The sequence below is a fragment of the Paracoccaceae bacterium genome, from assembly GCA_012103375.1.
Classification (GTDB): domain Bacteria; phylum Pseudomonadota; class Alphaproteobacteria; order Rhodobacterales; family Rhodobacteraceae; genus WLWX01.
Window position 1 is genome coordinate 2,870,628 of the sequence record WLWX01000001.1, and the last position, 15,212, is coordinate 2,885,839.

Annotated in this window: 11 protein-coding genes; 7 read left to right on the top strand and 4 right to left on the bottom strand. The window is 63.1% G+C overall.

Annotation, left to right across the window (positions count from 1 at the left end; translation table 11 throughout):
- Entirely contained in the window at window positions 1-2,439 is a 2,439-nt protein-coding gene (locus tag GKR99_14705; protein ID NKB28724.1) for an FAD-dependent oxidoreductase, read from the top strand.
- Between the two features lie 379 nt (window positions 2,440-2,818).
- Here the strand turns inward: GKR99_14705 and GKR99_14710 are convergent, their stop codons facing one another.
- Window positions 2,819-4,033 carry a HupE/UreJ family protein gene (locus GKR99_14710; GenBank protein NKB28725.1) on the bottom strand — a complete coding sequence of 405 codons (1,215 nt, stop codon included), beginning with the start codon at window positions 4,031-4,033 and terminating at the stop codon, window positions 2,819-2,821.
- Between GKR99_14710 and GKR99_14715 the strand changes: the two genes are divergently transcribed.
- The 3 genes from GKR99_14715 (at window position 4,032) to GKR99_14725 (ending at window position 6,695) form a co-directional block, all read left to right on the top strand.
- A complete protein-coding gene (locus GKR99_14715) occupies window positions 4,032-4,811 on the top strand; it encodes a DUF4198 domain-containing protein (GenBank protein ID NKB28726.1) in 780 nt (259 codons plus the stop codon). The genes GKR99_14710 and GKR99_14715 overlap by 2 nt on opposite strands.
- A 302-nt stretch (window positions 4,812-5,113) precedes the next feature.
- Window positions 5,114-6,499: an IS1182 family transposase gene (locus tag GKR99_14720; protein ID NKB28727.1), complete on the top strand. Its 1,386-nt coding sequence runs from the start codon at window positions 5,114-5,116 to the stop codon at window positions 6,497-6,499.
- 19 nt (window positions 6,500-6,518) lie between these two features.
- Window positions 6,519-6,695 carry a hypothetical protein gene (locus GKR99_14725; GenBank protein ID NKB28728.1) on the top strand — a complete coding sequence of 59 codons (177 nt, stop codon included), beginning with the start codon at window positions 6,519-6,521 and terminating at the stop codon, window positions 6,693-6,695.
- Window positions 6,696-6,822: 127 nt separating this feature from the next.
- Here GKR99_14725 and GKR99_14730 read toward each other — a convergent pair whose 3' ends face one another.
- Window positions 6,823-6,972 carry a hypothetical protein gene (locus GKR99_14730; GenBank protein NKB28729.1) on the bottom strand — a complete coding sequence of 50 codons (150 nt, stop codon included), beginning with the start codon at window positions 6,970-6,972 and terminating at the stop codon, window positions 6,823-6,825.
- Window positions 6,973-7,057: 85 nt separating this feature from the next.
- Window positions 7,058-7,825, bottom strand: a complete 768-nt coding sequence (gene truA, locus GKR99_14735) for a tRNA pseudouridine(38-40) synthase TruA (protein NKB28730.1) — start codon at window positions 7,823-7,825, stop codon at window positions 7,058-7,060.
- A 123-nt stretch (window positions 7,826-7,948) separates the two neighbouring features.
- Between truA and GKR99_14740 the strand changes: the two genes are divergently transcribed.
- Window positions 7,949-9,358: a YcjX family protein gene (locus GKR99_14740; GenBank protein NKB28731.1), complete on the top strand. Its 1,410-nt coding sequence runs from the start codon at window positions 7,949-7,951 to the stop codon at window positions 9,356-9,358.
- A complete protein-coding gene (locus GKR99_14745; GenBank protein ID NKB28732.1) occupies window positions 9,355-10,353 on the top strand; it encodes a DUF697 domain-containing protein in 999 nt (332 codons plus the stop codon). Before GKR99_14740 ends, GKR99_14745 begins: the two co-directional genes overlap by 4 nt.
- A 48-nt stretch (window positions 10,354-10,401) precedes the next feature.
- Here GKR99_14745 and GKR99_14750 read toward each other — a convergent pair whose 3' ends face one another.
- Window positions 10,402-11,571 carry an NAD(P)-binding protein gene (locus tag GKR99_14750; protein ID NKB28733.1) on the bottom strand — a complete coding sequence of 390 codons (1,170 nt, stop codon included), beginning with the start codon at window positions 11,569-11,571 and terminating at the stop codon, window positions 10,402-10,404.
- A gap of 267 nt (window positions 11,572-11,838) precedes the next feature.
- Here GKR99_14750 and GKR99_14755 point away from each other — a divergent pair, with 267 nt between their 5' ends.
- Entirely contained in the window at window positions 11,839-14,832 is a 2,994-nt protein-coding gene (locus GKR99_14755) for an isoleucine--tRNA ligase (GenBank protein ID NKB28734.1), read from the top strand.
- The last annotated feature ends 380 nt before the right edge of the window (window positions 14,833-15,212 follow it).

Consider the following 15,212-nt stretch of genomic DNA (forward strand, 5'->3'; position numbering starts at 1 on the left):
ATGAGCGATTTTCCAAACTCGGCCCAGGCGGTCATCATTGGGGGCGGCATCGTCGGCTGTTCCACCGCCTATCACCTGGCGAAACTGGGGTGGGAGGTGGTTCTGGTTGAACGCGCCAAACTGACCAGCGGCACGACGTTTCACGCCGCCGGGCTGGTTGGGCAACTGCGCAGCAACGCCAATATTACCCAGCTTCTGGGCTATTCCGTGGACCTCTATGACCGGCTGGAGGCTGAAACCGGGCAGGCCACGGGATGGAAGATGAACGGCGGGTTGCGGCTGGCCTGTAACGAAGATCGCTGGATTGAGGTCAAGCGCCAGGCCACCACGGCGCATTCCTTTGGCCTCGACATGCAGCTGCTGACCCCGAAAGAGGCGCAGGGCCTCTGGCCGCTGATGCAGGTGGACGAAGTGATCGGCGCGGCCTTCCTGCCGACAGATGGGCAGGCGAACCCCTCCGACATCACCCTGTCGCTGGCCAAGGGCGCGCGGATGGCCGGGGCGCGGATATTCGAGGATACGGCGGTGACCCGGATCGTCGTTGAAGACGGCCAGATCAAGGGCGTCGAGACCGACAAGGGCCGGATCGACTGCGCCCGCGTGATCTGCTGCGCTGGCCAGTGGAGCCGGACACTGGCCGCGACCGTGGGCGTCAACGTCCCGCTGGTCAGCGTCGAACATCAATACATGGTGACCGAGCAAATCGACGGCGTGACGCCCGGCCTGCCAACGCTGCGCGACCCCGACCGCCTGACATACTATAAGGAAGAGGTTGGCGGTCTAGTCATGGGCGGGTACGAACCCAACCCGATCCCATGGGCGGTCGATGGCATCCCCGATGGCTTCCACTACACATTGCTCGACAGCAACTTCGACCATTTCGAACCGATGATCGAACTGGCGCTGGGCCGGGTTCCGGCGCTGCAAACCGCCGGGATCAAGGCGTTGACCAACGGGCCGGAAAGCTTCACGCCGGACGGCAACTTCATTCTTGGCGAAGCGCCCGAACTGCGCGGGTTCTTCGTAGCGGCCGGGTTCAACGCCTATGGCATCGCCGCAGGTGGCGGCGCGGGCATGGCGCTGGCCGAGTGGGTGGCGAAGGGCGAACCTCCGTTCGACCTTTGGCCCGTCGATATCCGCCGCTTCGGGCAGGTGCATCAGGATACCAACTGGGTGCGGACCCGGACGCTGGAAGCCTATGGCAAACACTACACCCCCGCCTGGCCATCGGAAGAACATGACAGCGGGCGACCCCGGCGCAAATCGCCGCTTTATGATACCCTAAAGGCGCAGGGCGCCGTATTCGGTGAAAAGATGGGTTGGGAGCGTCCGAACTGGTTTGCCGGGCCGGGCGAGGAACAGCGCGACATCTACAGCTTCGGGCGACCCAACTGGTTCGCGGCGGTGGGCCGGGAACACCGCGCCGCGCGCGAGGCTGCGGTGGTCTTCGACCAAACCTCCTTCGCCAAGTACCGCCTGCACGGTCCGGACGCCGAGGCGGCGTTGTCCTGGATCGCCGCGAATGACGTGGCGCGGCCCGTGGGCAGCCTGATCTACACCCAGATGCTGAACGACAACGGCGGGATTGAGTGTGATGTTACGGTGGTTCGCGTGGCCGAGGATGAATTCTACATCGTCACCGGAACCGGCTATGCGACGCATGATTACGACTGGATTTCGCGCAACATCCCCGACGGTATGGATGCGACGCTGGACGTTGTTACCGCCGACTGGTCGGTCCTGTCGTTGATGGGTCCCAAAGCGCGCGACGTTCTGGAGGCGGTCACGGCGGCAGACCTGTCCAATGACGCCTTTCCCTTTGCCAAAATGCAGCAGGTCACCATCGCCGATTGCCCGGTGCGCGCGCTGCGCGTGACCTATGTGGGTGAGTTGGGGTGGGAGTTGCACCTGCCCGTTGAACACGCCGCGACAGTCTATAAGGCGCTGATGGAAGTTGGTGCGCCTCTGGGCCTGACTAATGCCGGATATCGTGCCATCGAGACTCTGCGGCTGGAAAAGGGCTATCGCGCCTGGGGGTCGGACATCGGGCCCGATCATACGCCGGATGAGGCCGGGTTGGGCTGGGCTGTGAAGCTGAGGAAAAACATCGACTTCAACGGCCGCGCCGCGGTTGAGGCACAGCGCAGCGGCGGCGTGAAGAAGATGCTGGCTACCTTCGCGGCCGCACCGGAAGTGATCCTGACGGGCCGCGAGACGATTTTTCGCAACGGTGCGCGCGTCGGCTGGCTGACCTCGGGCGGGTTCGGCTATTCGCTGAACAAGAGCATTGGCATGGGCTATGTGCGCAATCCTGAAGGGGTCAACCGGGAATATGTGCTGACCGGGACCTACGAACTGGAGGTCGGCACGGAACGGGTTCCGTGCGAGGTAACACTGGAGCCGCTTTATGATCCGAAGATGGTGCGGGTAAAAGCGTAGGTGCGGGCGCGCGAATTGGGCCGCGTCTGCGATTCACGCAAGTGACTACGTGGGCCGATATTGTGAAAAAAAGGCGCAGAGTAATCTGGGCAGGAATGGCCTGGAGTGGACGTTGGCAGATTGTCCCCGCGCCCGGTGCGCGCTGCAAGGCGCAGGGCGCGCGCCGGAACGGTCCCGCCGGTCAGGCGCTGGTCTGAACTTGGCGCGTCCAAGCGAGTTGACGGCCAAACCTGAGGCATAAATCATGCAAACTCTATGGCGCAGCGCCTGCCCACTGGCCCGGCGCGTGCCCTGCTTGGGTTGCATTGCCAACGTCCACGCCAGGCCATCTGCTTTAAGTTTCTAGCAGGTCGCTCTGCCCGTATCGCCCCAGGTCCGCTCACAACACCCGCTCAACCGCCCAATAGGCTCCGATCAGTGCGATCAGGATCGATCCGACAAGTGCGGTTGCGCAGTAAATCACCGGCATATCGCGGACCAGCGATTCCTCATCGTCCAGCCGCGCAACCTCGGACGCGGCGCGCGCTGCGACAAGGATCAGGAATGCGCCCAGGATCACGGTCAGCTGCCCAAGCTCGACCCCGACGTTGAACGCCAGCAAAGCGACGACATACTGACCCGCCGGCAATCCGAAATCGCCCAGAACACTTGCGAAGCCCAGCCCGTGCAACAGACCGAAACAGAACACTACCGCCGGCCTGAGCCATCCAAGCGTCGGGCGAAAGATATTCTCGACAGCGACATAAACGATGGACACGGCGATCAGCGCCTCGACCAGCCACATCCAGTTTGCGGGAATATTGACAATGCCCAATGTGGCAAGCGCCAACGTGCAGGTATGGGCGACGGTGAAGGCGGTGACCTGCCACAGCAGCGGCCCGCGCGCCAAGGCAAAGAAGAACAGGCCCAGCACGAAAAGAATGTGATCCAGCCCCAGCGGGATGATGTGTTCAAATCCGGCCACAACGTAATTCGCCGCAACATCCCAGACCCCGGCGGCCTGTCCGCCGCTGCGCGGGATCGGCGCGCTCAATTCGCCGCCACGCAGGAACGCGGTATAGCCTTCGGCGCCCTCTGCGGTTGTTTCACGCACGACCAGCCCGCCAAGCGTTTTGTCCCAACCGACCGTGACATCGGTGCCATCGTCAGGCAGGGCCGCGCTGATGTGAATGGTCGAGGCACGGCCAAGTTCGATATCGCCGACCGGCCCGACTGTCACCACGCCCAGTTCCGGCGAAAGCCGCGTTTCGCCTGCCATCAGGTTGATCCTGGACGATAATTCTGGCCAGGCGTCGCGCAACGCCGCCTCTAGCGCGGCAGGTGGCAGGGCCCGCAGGCGGTCATACTCACCGGCTTCTGCGGCATCGTTGGTATCGCTCAGCCCGTCCAGATTGATCCCGGCAAGCGGGGCTTCCAGCGCCATTTCGATCTGCAGATCCAGCTGATCCTGCGCCATTGTCAGGTCGGCAATCGCTGGCTGAACCTCATGCGCGCGCGCAATTCCTGCGCTTGCGACAAGGGCCAGCATTAGGCTTGACATCCAAAGCCACTGCGCCAGTTGTGTGCCTGAAAATCTGTTTTGGAGCCTGCTCATGTTTCCTGTCCGTATCCTTGCTGCGTCTGTGCTGATGGCACTTAGCATTTCTGTCGCCGATGGCCACGAGTTTTGGATCGATGCCCATGATTGGCAGGTTGACACAGGTGATCGGATCGTTGCCGATCTGGTGAACGGGCAGCAGTTCCAGGGAGTGAAATATGCGTATTTCCCGCCGAACTTTCGCCGCTTCGATGTGGCCCTGGGGGATGGGGTGACGCCAGTGAATGGCCGCCTTGGGGATCGGCCCGCTGCCGATCTTGCGGCACCCGGTGAAGGGCTTGTGACGCTGATCCATCAGACAACGGACAACACCGTCAATTATTCCGAATGGGAAAAATTCGTCAGCTTTGTCGAACATAAAGACGCCGCCTGGGTGGTCGAGGCTTATTCGCGCTATGCTAAAGGGCTGATCGCGGTCGGCGCCGGGGACGGGTCAGATCGTTCGCGCGGGTTGGAGATTGAGATCATCGCCCTCGCCAACCCCTACACCGACGATCTGTCCGCCGGATTGCCAGTGGTCGTGGCCTACAAGGGCGCGCCGCGAGTCGATGCGCAGGTCGAGGTTTTCGAACGCCCCACCGGTGACGCGCCTGAGGTTGCGGTTTTCACCTTGCGGACGGATCAGGCCGGGCAGGCGCTTATCCCGGTCAAGCCGGGCCATGCCTATCTGCTGGATTCCGTCGTCCTGCGCGAACCGTCAGAAGCCTTGGCGGACGAAAAGAACGCTGTGTGGGAAAGCCTGTGGGCGTCGCTGACGTTTGAAGTTCCGCAATAGGCCGATTGTGTTGAAAAACTCCGAAATCAGAGCGTCGCGGATTTCTTGCGAAAACCTATGAAGCGAAATAGTCGGAAAGCTTTGACCACGAGACAGCGCATGGCTGCGCGTGAGCGCATGTAGGCGATTTGGGCCGACCCCCGCGCCAAAAATTTAGGATCGGGCTGCATGGAAAGAAAAATCATCGTTCAGGCCCTAAAACGGAGTTTTTCAACACAATCGGCGAATTTTGTTGAAAAACTCCTGCTTGATCGAGGGCTATGGCGCTGATTCAATCCTCTCAACAAGCGGGAGGATCAGCCATGATGGGACCGAGGCAGGAAGCACAGGCGGCGCTGTTCTATGAGTTCTCGCTGGAAGACCATGTCCCGCAAGATCACCTGCTGCGATCGATTGATCGTTTCGTCGATCTGAGCAGCATCCGCGCCCATCTTGCCGATTTCTACAGCCACACCGGTCGTCCTTCGATCGATCCTGAACTGCTGATCCGGATGCTGATCGTCGGTTACTGCTTCGGCATCCGGTCCGAGCGGCGGCTCTGTGAAGAGGTACACTTGAACCTCGCGTACAGGTGGTTTTGTCGGCTCGACCTGGCCGATCGGGTGCCGGATCACTCGACCTTTTCAAAGAACCGGCATGGTCGGTTCCGCGAGAGTGAGCTGCTGCGCCATCTCTTCGAGACCACGGTCGCGCGATGCATCGCCGAAGGTCTCGTCAGCGGTCAGCGCCTGGCCGTCGATGCCAGCTTGATCGAGGCGGATGCCAACAAGCAGTACTCTGCGCCAAAGGAAGAATGGGACATTGCGCGGATCGATGCAGACGCTGCACCCCGCGCGGTCCGCGAGTATCTCGACACTCTGGATGAGGCCGCATTCGGAGCAGCGACACCGGTCGAGCCAAAGTTCACGTCCTATTCCGACCCAGCCAGCCAGTGGACGGCGGCGCGTAAGGGTCCCGCATTTTTTGCCTACTCCGACAACTATCTCATCGATACCGATCATGGTGTCATCGTCGACGTGGAAGCGACACGGTCGATCCGTCAAGCCGAGGTGGGGTCAACCAAGACGATGCTGAAGCGGGCCAAAGAGCGCTTCGATCTTCATCCCGAACGGCTGATCGCCGACACCGCCTACGGATCGGGACCCATGCTCGGATGGCTGGTGGGTGAAAAGATCGCACCGCACATCCCGGTCTTCGACAAAGCCGGGCGCACCGATGGCACCTGGTCCCGAGCTGACTTCGAATGGGATGCCGAGAACAATCAATACATCTGCCCGGAAGGCGAGGCTCTGAAGCAGTTCCGCCGAAACTACTCCGACCCCAATCGCGGCCCAACCGGCAAGGGCGTGGCCAAGTACCAAGCGCTGAAGCACACCTGCCAATCCTGTCCTTCCAAGCCGAAGTGCTGCCCGAATGCCGACGCCCGTAAGATCACCCGTGAGGAACATGAGGACGCTCGCGACATCGCCCGCGCAATCGCCAAAACGCCGCAATACAAGATCTCGGTGAAGCTCCGGAAGAAGGTCGAAATGCTCTTTGCCCACCTCAAGCGCATTCTCGGCCTGGGACGGCTCCGATTACGTGGACCATGCGGCGCAAATGACGAATTCCTGCTCGCCGCCACTGCCCAAAACCTTCGCAAACTGGCAAAGATCTTTCCTGCACCGCAGCAAACGCGCAAAGCCTGATCAGAAAGGCGCTCGCGCTATGTTCAAATCGCTACTTTCTGCGCCCGCAACACGTTGTTTTTCCACAGAATCGGCTGATTGTGTTGAAAAACTCCGAAATCAGAGCGTCGCGGATTTCTTGCGAAAACCTATGAAGCGAAATAGTCGGAAAGCTTTGACCACGAGACAGCGCATGGCTGCGCGTGAGCGCATGTAGGCGATTTGGGCCGACCCCCGCGCCAAAAATTTAGGATCGGGCTGCATGGAAAGAAAAATCATCGTTCAGGCCCTAAAACGGAGTTTTTCAACACAATCGGCCGAAGGCGCCCCGGCCTTAAGGCGGCTTAGGCCTTGCGCGGTGCGGTGTCGATGAATGACCCGCCGGGGCCAGCAACGCTGTCGGGCAGTGTGACAATCGCAATCTCTCGGACGGCGACGCATCCCAGAAAGGCCACTGCAATCGCATCAAACGCGAACAAAGCTGAAAAATCCATCACTCGTTATCCCCTGGCAACAGATGGGTAGCATGCGGGTGAATTGGGGCAGAATGAAGACAAATACATGCCAGGAAGGCGGTTATCAGGCGAAAGGATCGTCCGGATAGCCCACCTCACGCAACGTCAGGCCATGTGGCGGCGCGACAGGCCCACAGGCTGCGCGGTCACGGGCCTGCAATGCTGACGCCACGTCCGCGGCCTGCCATGCGCCTGCGCCGACCCGTTCCAGCGTGCCCACGAAGCTGCGGACCTGATTGTGAAGGAAACTGCGGGCCCGGAAGGTCAGCAAGATCTCTTGCGCACCATCAACCGCACCCTCTGTGACGACCGCCACATCCAGCGATTTCACCGGGCTTTGCGCCTGGCACATGGTGGACCGGAACGTCGTGAAATCATGCTGGCCAATCAGGTGGTTGGCCCCTTCCTGCATTGCCGCCACGTCCAGCGGATTACGCAACCTCCAGGCAAGCCCCGCGTCGATCGCCAATGGGGCGCGGCGGCAGATGATGCGGTATTCATAGTGCCGCTCACGCGCCGAGAACCGCGCGTGCCAATCGTCGTCAACCCGCGCGGCGGCCAGCACGGCAACCGGATCGGGGCGCAGATGCGCGTTCAGCGCCTCCATCAGGCGGAACGGGTCCCAATCGCGGCTTAAGTCCACATGGGCGACTTGCCCGCGGGCATGCACCCCGGCGTCCGTTCGCCCGGCGGCGGCAATGCCTGGCGCATCGGCCTGCAACTTGCGGATCGCGCCCTCCAGCCGGGCCTGCACGCTGGGCGGGCCCACTTGACGCTGCCACCCCGAATAGGGCGCGCCGTGGTATTCGACTTTCAGGGCAAAACGCGGCATGGGCGCTCCTTCAAGGCGGGGCCATAGCGCAGGCCGCTGGGTCTGGCAATCTGGGTGTGGCGACTGGTGATGCCGCCGCGCGCACCCTATGTAGGGCCGACGTGACAACAGCAGGGGACCGCAATGGTTCTGGGACGACTGGCCGAGGGTGTGACAGACAGTGTGGAAGGTGTGGGCCATGCCATTGGCGGCGCCTTCTTCGAACCTGTGATCCGGCTGGGCGTTACCGGCCTCAGCCGGGCAGGCAAGACCGTGTTCATCACCTCGCTAGTCGCGAACCTGCTGGATCGTGGCCGCATGCCCGGGCTGCTGGCCGCCGGGGACGGGCGGATTGCAGCGGCCTTCCTGCAGCCCCAGCCGGACGACACGGTTCCGCGTTTTGACTATGAAAGCCATCTGGCCAGTCTGAGCGGCGCACAGCCGCAATGGCTCGAAGGCACCCGCGCGGTCAGCCAGCTGCGCCTGTCACTCAGGTTGCGGCCGACCGGGTTGCTGGGGGGGCTGCGCGGCGCGCGAACGGTGCATCTGGATATCGTCGATTACCCGGGCGAGTGGTTGCTGGACCTTGGCCTGCTGGACAAAAGCTATGACGACTGGTCGGCGGACCGCCTGGCCCTGATGGCGGATCGGCCCGAGGCATCGGCGTATCTGGAACTGGCAAGTGGCGCAGTCGGGGCGGCACGGCATGACGAACCTGTCGCGCAGGCACTCGCCCAATCCTACACCGAGGCGTTGGGCGCGATGGAGGCTTGCGGCCACATGGACACCTCGCCCGGTCGGTTCCTGTTGCCCGGTGATCTTGCCGGATCGCCCGCACTGACCTTCGCGCCCCTGCCGGAAGGGCCAAACCGGCGTGGATCGCAAAGGGCCGAATTCGCCCGCCGGTTCGAGGCGTACAAGTCCCGCATCGTGCGCCCGTTCTTTCGCGATCATTTTGCGCAGATCGACCGCCAGATCGTGCTGGTCGATGTGCTGGGCGCGCTGGGGCAAGGCCCGCAGGCGGTGGCCGAGCTGGAGCGTGTCATGGGCGACCTGCTGGCGGCATTTCGACCCGGGCGAACCTCGTGGTTGTGGCGACTGCTGGGCGGGCGGCGGGTTGGCAAGTTGCTGTTTGCAGCGACCAAGGCGGATCACCTACACCATTCGCAACATGCGGCCCTGGCAGGGATCCCGCGGGGTTTGCTGCGCGGGGCCAGTGACCGGGCCGAGTTTGCCGGGGCGGATGTCGCGGCGATGGCGATTGCGGCGCTGCGCACCACCACGGAAGAGCGGATCGAGCACCGCGGGACCATGCTGGACGTGGTGCGCGGGCGTCTGGCGGATGGCGGCGATGCAGCGTTTCATCCCGGCGACCTGCCCGACGACCCGGGTGCGATCCTGGGGCCTGCGCGCGACGGGGCAACGGATTGGACCGGCGACGGGTATCAGAGCGCGGAATTCGCGCCCTCACCCATGTCGCTGAAGCCCGGCGCGGGCCCGCCCCATATCCGGCTGGACCGGGCGCTTGAATATCTGATCGGGGATTGGTTATGAGCGAGAAACAAAAGCCCGCATTGATCCGGATGGACGCAAACCCCGACCTGCCCGGCCCAGCAGATGTCGCCCCGGTTCCCGACGCCCCGGACAGCGAAAGCGGTGCCGCGATGCAGCGCGTGGCGCGATTGGCGGGGCGACCGGCCTCGCGGCTGTCGCGCTGGTTCTGGGGGCTGCTGGTCAGCTTCGTTTTGTTCATCGCCTCACTCGCGGCGTGGAATTTCGTGACAGGCCTGATCGCGTCTAGCCCGGTGTTGGGCACGGTTGCGGCCGGGCTGGGCGGCGCGTTGGTTTTGGTCTGCGCGGTGATTGCGCTGCGCGAACTGGCCGCGATTGCGCGGCTGGCGAGGCTGGACCGGCTGCGCCGCGCAGCCGACGCGGCCCTGGCCGCCGAGGATCTGGGTGCGGCGCGCGCGGTCGCGGACCGGCTGGACCGCCTTTATGCAGGCCGCGAGGCGCTGACCTGGGGGCGCGAACGGTTCGCTGAACGCCGGGGCGACATGTTCGATGCCGCCGCCCTGCTGGACCTGGCCGAGGCGGACCTGCTGGCGCCGTTGGACGCCGCTGCGGTGCTGGAGGTCGAGGCCGCCGCGCGACAAGTTGCGATGGTGACCGCGCTGGTGCCGCTGGCCCTGGCCGATATCGTCGTGGCGCTCAGCGCGAACCTGCGAATGATCCGCCGCATCGCCGAGGTTTACGGCGGGCGCGGCGGGGCGCTGGAAACCTGGCGGCTGACCCGCGCGGTGCTGACCCATCTGGTGGCCACGGGGGCTGTTTCGGTGGGCGATGACATGATCGGTTCACTGGCTGGTGGCGGGGTTCTGTCGAAATTGTCCCGCCGTTTTGGCGAGGGGCTTGTGAACGGCGCCCTGACGGCGCGCGTCGGCGTCGCCGCGATCGAGGTTTGCCGCCCACTGGCGTTTCGCGGACAGAAGCGTCCCCGGGTGACTGGCATCGTGCAAAGGGCGCTGACGGGGTTGTTTGCGTCCAGGTGAGCGCGCGTACGCCGTGTCGCTTCTGGTCGCGCCTGCCCGAAGGGCTCCTCAGCCCCGGATCGGCCGCACCAGATCACCACTTACCAATCGCGCCAAGACGCGCGGCACAGGTGGGATTGCCACAAGCGGCGCGAAAACTTGGTCACGCAGCAGCGGTGGCAGCCAGTGATCGGATTGATAAAGCGGCGTCAGGAACCGGCTGAGCAATTGGTACGTTGCCATATGGACACGACGGCTGCGGGCATAAGTGTGCAACGCCCGATCCAGCGGGTGGCGATCAACGGCGCGCGCCAGGGCGAGCGCGTCCAGCAAGGCCATATTCGCCCCCTGCCCCAATTGCGGACTGGCTTGATGCGCCGCGTCCCCGATCCGGGCAATTCCGGGCGCGTTGGGGCGATACAACGTGCCGTGGCTGTAGCGTGCCATCGTCAGGTTACTGTGATCGTTCAGCGTGTCGAGGAACGGCGCGAAGGCGGGCCACAAGGTGGCGGCATCGGATTTCCAGCGTTGCAGTGGCGTGTCGCGCCAGTTTTCATAGCGCGTCGCCTTCAATGACCAGAAGATTGCCGCCAGCGGTGTCTCGCTGCCCGGCATCCGCCCGATCGGCAACACCCCGGCCATTTTCGACGCCTTTTCATAGCGTTGGGACAGGACGTCGCGCGGCAATCCAGTGGTGCCAGGCCAGGGCACCGTGGCCCAGACCGCCCCAAACGGCAGGGCGCGGGCCTTGAGCGACGTTAGCGGAGACCCCGCCCCGGCGGCATCCACGATCAGGTCGAAAGGCCCGGCGCGGTGGTCGGCAAAACTGACATGGCCATCCGCGCACGACAGCGCCGCGTGACCCGGGTGAAGCGTTGCACCGGCACCGCGCGCGGCGCGCAGCAACGTATCAAACAGGCTCGCCCGGTGGATCCCCAGGCCAAAGCGGATGCCGGAGCGATCGTAGGTGACATCCAGCACCCGGCGCGCCGCCCCTGTGCCCCCGATCATCCGGCGCACCGGGGTGCCGAGGGCAAGGGCCTGATCCAGAACGCCAATCTCGCCCAGCACGTTTTGACCAACGGGTTGGATTACGAGGCCGGATCCAACGGGTTCCGGGGCGGCGAACTGGTCGTAGATCGACACCGCGTGGCCCAGGCGGGCCAGAAGTGCGCCGGCGGCAAGGCCGCCGATACCTGCACCGATGATGGCGATTTTGAGGGGGTCAGGAGAAGAGATTTATGCCTCCGGCGGGGATATTTGTGGGTCAATGATGGTCAGGGGCGTTGGTGCGGACGATCCGTTGCCTTGGCTGTAATGGGGCATGGTCCGGCGGCTTGGTCAAGCGCACCTTGAATGCCAGTTGGGCCGGGCCTATAAGGCGCGCCATGAACCGGATCGTTTTCATACGAATTACGTGCCCGGCGCGCTGAGGCACCCTCGGCGCTGCCGGAGTTCGCGCGATGCGCACCCCCTGAAATTCCTCTGATTGCGAAGGTTAGCCCGATGTGCGCCGACACGCCCGAAGTGCCCGACTATAAAGACACCCTGCATCTGCCGCAGACTGATTTTCCGATGCGCGCGGGCTTGCCCAAGCGAGAGCCTGAGTGGCTGGCCAAGTGGGAAAAGATTGGCGTTTACGACCGGTTGCGGGATAAGGCCGCCCTTGCCCGGACGGGCAAAGATGGGAGCCCTCGGACGCCCTTCACGCTGCATGACGGGCCGCCCTATGCCAACGGGCATTTGCACATCGGGCATGCGCTGAACAAGATCCTGAAGGATATGGTGGTGCGGTCCCAGCAGATGCTGGGCCGGGACGCGCGTTATATCCCCGGCTGGGATTGTCACGGTCTGCCGATCGAATGGAAGATCGAGGAGAAATACCGCAAGAAGGGCCGCGACAAGGACGCGGTGCCCCTGGTCGAGTTTCGGCAGGAATGTCGTGAGTTTGCGGAGGGCTGGGTGGATGTTCAGCGCGAGGAATTCAAGCGTCTGGGTGTGACCGGCAACTGGGACGATCCCTATCTGACGATGGATTTCCACGCCGAAGCGGTGATCGCCGAGGAATTGCAGAAGTTCGTGATGAACGGGACGCTCTATCAGGGCAGCAAGCCGGTGATGTGGTCGCCGGTGGAGAAGACCGCCTTGGCCGAGGCGGAGGTCGAGTATCACGACCACCAGAGCCACACGATCTGGGTGAAGTTTCCGGTGGTGTCGGTAGAGTCCGCTGTTCGGGGTGCCTCGGGGGCCATTGACCACGCGGTGACAATTGTTGAGCGAACTGAATGGGCGGGTGTACAAGTTGTCATCTGGACAACAACACCTTGGACCATCCCGCAAAACCGGGCGATCTGTTTTGGGCCCGAAATTTCCTATGGTTTGTACGAGGTTACAGGTCGACCAGAAGAATGCTGGCTAAGTATCGGAGACAAATATCTGGTCGCGGATTCACTGGCCGAGCAGGTGTTCACGCAGGCCCGTCTCGATGCCTCAATGTACCGCAAACTGCGGGACGTGTCGGCGGATGAACTGGCCTCGCTGGTCTGTGCTCACCCGCTGCGCGGGGCGGCTGAGAATGGCGAATGGGACTATGACGTGCCGCTGTTTCCTGGCGATCATGTGACGGATGAGGCCGGGACCGGCTTTGTCCACACAGCGCCAAGCCACGGCGACGACGACTATCAGATCGGCCTGAAACACAACCTGCCGATGACCTACAACGTCATGGAAGATGGCGGATTTCGCGACGGTCTGCCGCTGTTCGGCGGCAAATACATCCTGAACCGCAAGGGGAAAGAGGGTGATGCGAATGGGGCGGTGATCGACAAGCTGGTCGAGATCGGTGCGCTGCTGGCGCGGGGGCGGCTGACGCACAGCTATCCGCATTCCTGGCGCTCCAAAGCGCCGCTGATCTTCCGTAATACACCGCAGTGGTTTGTCGCGATCGACAAGCCAGTTGGCGACGGGCAGGACGACCACGGCAAGACCATCCGGGAACGGGCACTGACCAGTATCGACGAGTTGGTGAGATGGACGCCGCAATCCGGGCGGAACCGGCTGCACTCGATGATCTCGGCCCGGCCCGACTGGGTGCTGAGCCGTCAGCGCGCCTGGGGCGTGCCGCTGACCTGTTTCGTGCGCAACGGCGCGAAGCCGGATGACGACGATTACATCCTGCGAAACCCGCAAGTGAACGCCCGCATTGTCGAGGTTTTCGATGCCGAGGGCGCGGATGCCTGGTATGCCGAGGGCGCGAAGGAGCGCTTCCTCGACGGGCTGGAAAACCCCGATGAGTTCACCAAGGTCGATGACATCCTGGACGTGTGGTTCGACTCGGGCTCGACCCATGCGTTTGTTTTGCGCGACCGGGAAGATGGCTCCGAAGACGGGATCGCCGATCTTTATCTTGAGGGCACGGATCAACATCGCGGCTGGTTCCATTCGTCGATGTTGCAAGCCTGCGGCACGCTGGGCCGCGCGCCATATCGGGGCGTGCTGACCCACGGCTTCACGCTGGACGAGAAGGGCGTGAAGATGTCCAAATCGCTGGGCAATGCCACGGTGCCGGACCAGGTCGTCAAGCAGTACGGCGCGGATATTTTGCGGCTGTGGGTGGCGCAGACGGATTACACCAACGATCAGCGGATCGGGCAGGAGATCCTGAAAGGGACCGCCGACAGCTATCGCCGGCTCAGGAATACGATGCGGTTCCTGCTGGGCAATCTATCGCATTTCTCGGACGCGGATCGGGTGCCGGTTGAGGATATGCCGGAACTTGAACGCTGGGTGCTGCACCGGTTGGCCGAGCTGGATCACAAGGTGCGCGCGGGCTATGACGCCTATGATTTCCAGGGTGTGTTTCAGCAATTATTCACCTTCGCGACGGTGGAGCTAAGCGCCTTCTATTTCGACATCCGCAAGGATGCGCTTTATTGCGACGCGGCGGACAGCACCCGGCGGCGGGCGGCGCTGACGGTTCTGGACATCCTGTTCCACCGGCTGACGACATGGCTGGCCCCGGTTCTGGTGTTCACAATGGAAGAGGTCTGGCTGGAACGGTTCCCGGGTGAGGGTAGCTCGGTTCATCTGGTCGATATTCCCGAGACACCTGCGGACTGGCTGGACGAACCACTGGCGGCCAAATGGGCCGCGATCCGGCAGGTGCGGCGGGTGGTGACGGCAGCACTGGAAGTTCAGCGGACAGACAAAGTGATCGGTGCATCGCTGGAAGCAGCCCCGGTGGTGCATGTTGACGACGCCGAGGCGCTGGCGGCGCTGAAGACGGTGCCGTTTGACGACATCTGCATTACCTCGGGCGTGGTTCTCAGCGGCGATCCGGCCCCGGCCGAGGCATTCCGCCTGCCCGAGGTTGCGGGCGTGGGTGTGGTGTTCGAACGTGCCGATGGCGACAAGTGTAAGCGGTGCTGGAAAATCCTGCCGGACGTGGGGTCGCACGATCATGCGGGCGCATGTGCGCGATGTGATGCGGCGTTGGGTTAAGGCATTGGCTGGCCAAGCGTTTCTGGCCTGAAGGCCATGATTGCACCGCCCACTTCTTCGCCCGGAATCAAGCCCGTAGGGCGCCGGGCGATCGCCTGACCGTCCGGCGCACCAAAGGTACGCCGTGATTCTTTGGCACGCCTCTGGCGTGACGAGCAGGCGAATTCGATGGGTCGCGAAACTTTCGTAGTCTGGAGTTAACGCAAAACCATTAATTGCCACACACCACTGTTGCATCGCCTACCCCCGGTCAGGCGCTCGCCCGGCTTGGCCTATCTTCGCCAGCGTCCCCTCAATGCCAAACAGCCTGATTTGGTGAATTGCCGATTGAAGCCTGACCTCATCTGACCCATCATCGGGCGACCCCCTCGAACCGGCGG

Bases quoted from the DNA above. Each gene is read 5' to 3' on its own strand.
- GKR99_14715 (NKB28726.1), top strand. From the start codon at position 4,032: ATGTTTCCTGTCCGTATCCTTGCTGCGTCTGTGCTGATGGCACTTAGC.
- GKR99_14730 (NKB28729.1), bottom strand. From the start codon at position 6,972: ATGGATTTTTCAGCTTTGTTCGCGTTTGATGCGATTGCAGTGGCCTTT.
- GKR99_14720 (NKB28727.1), top strand. From the start codon at position 5,114: ATGATGGGACCGAGGCAGGAAGCACAGGCGGCGCTGTTCTATGAGTTC.
- GKR99_14740 (NKB28731.1), top strand. From the start codon at position 7,949: ATGGTTCTGGGACGACTGGCCGAGGGTGTGACAGACAGTGTGGAAGGT.
- GKR99_14710 (NKB28725.1), bottom strand. From the start codon at position 4,033: ATGAGCAGGCTCCAAAACAGATTTTCAGGCACACAACTGGCGCAGTGG.
- GKR99_14755 (NKB28734.1), top strand. From the start codon at position 11,839: ATGTGCGCCGACACGCCCGAAGTGCCCGACTATAAAGACACCCTGCAT.
- truA (NKB28730.1), bottom strand. From the start codon at position 7,825: ATGCCGCGTTTTGCCCTGAAAGTCGAATACCACGGCGCGCCCTATTCG.
- GKR99_14705 (NKB28724.1), top strand. From the start codon at position 1: ATGAGCGATTTTCCAAACTCGGCCCAGGCGGTCATCATTGGGGGCGGC.
- GKR99_14725 (NKB28728.1), top strand. From the start codon at position 6,519: ATGTTCAAATCGCTACTTTCTGCGCCCGCAACACGTTGTTTTTCCACA.
- GKR99_14745 (NKB28732.1), top strand. From the start codon at position 9,355: ATGAGCGAGAAACAAAAGCCCGCATTGATCCGGATGGACGCAAACCCC.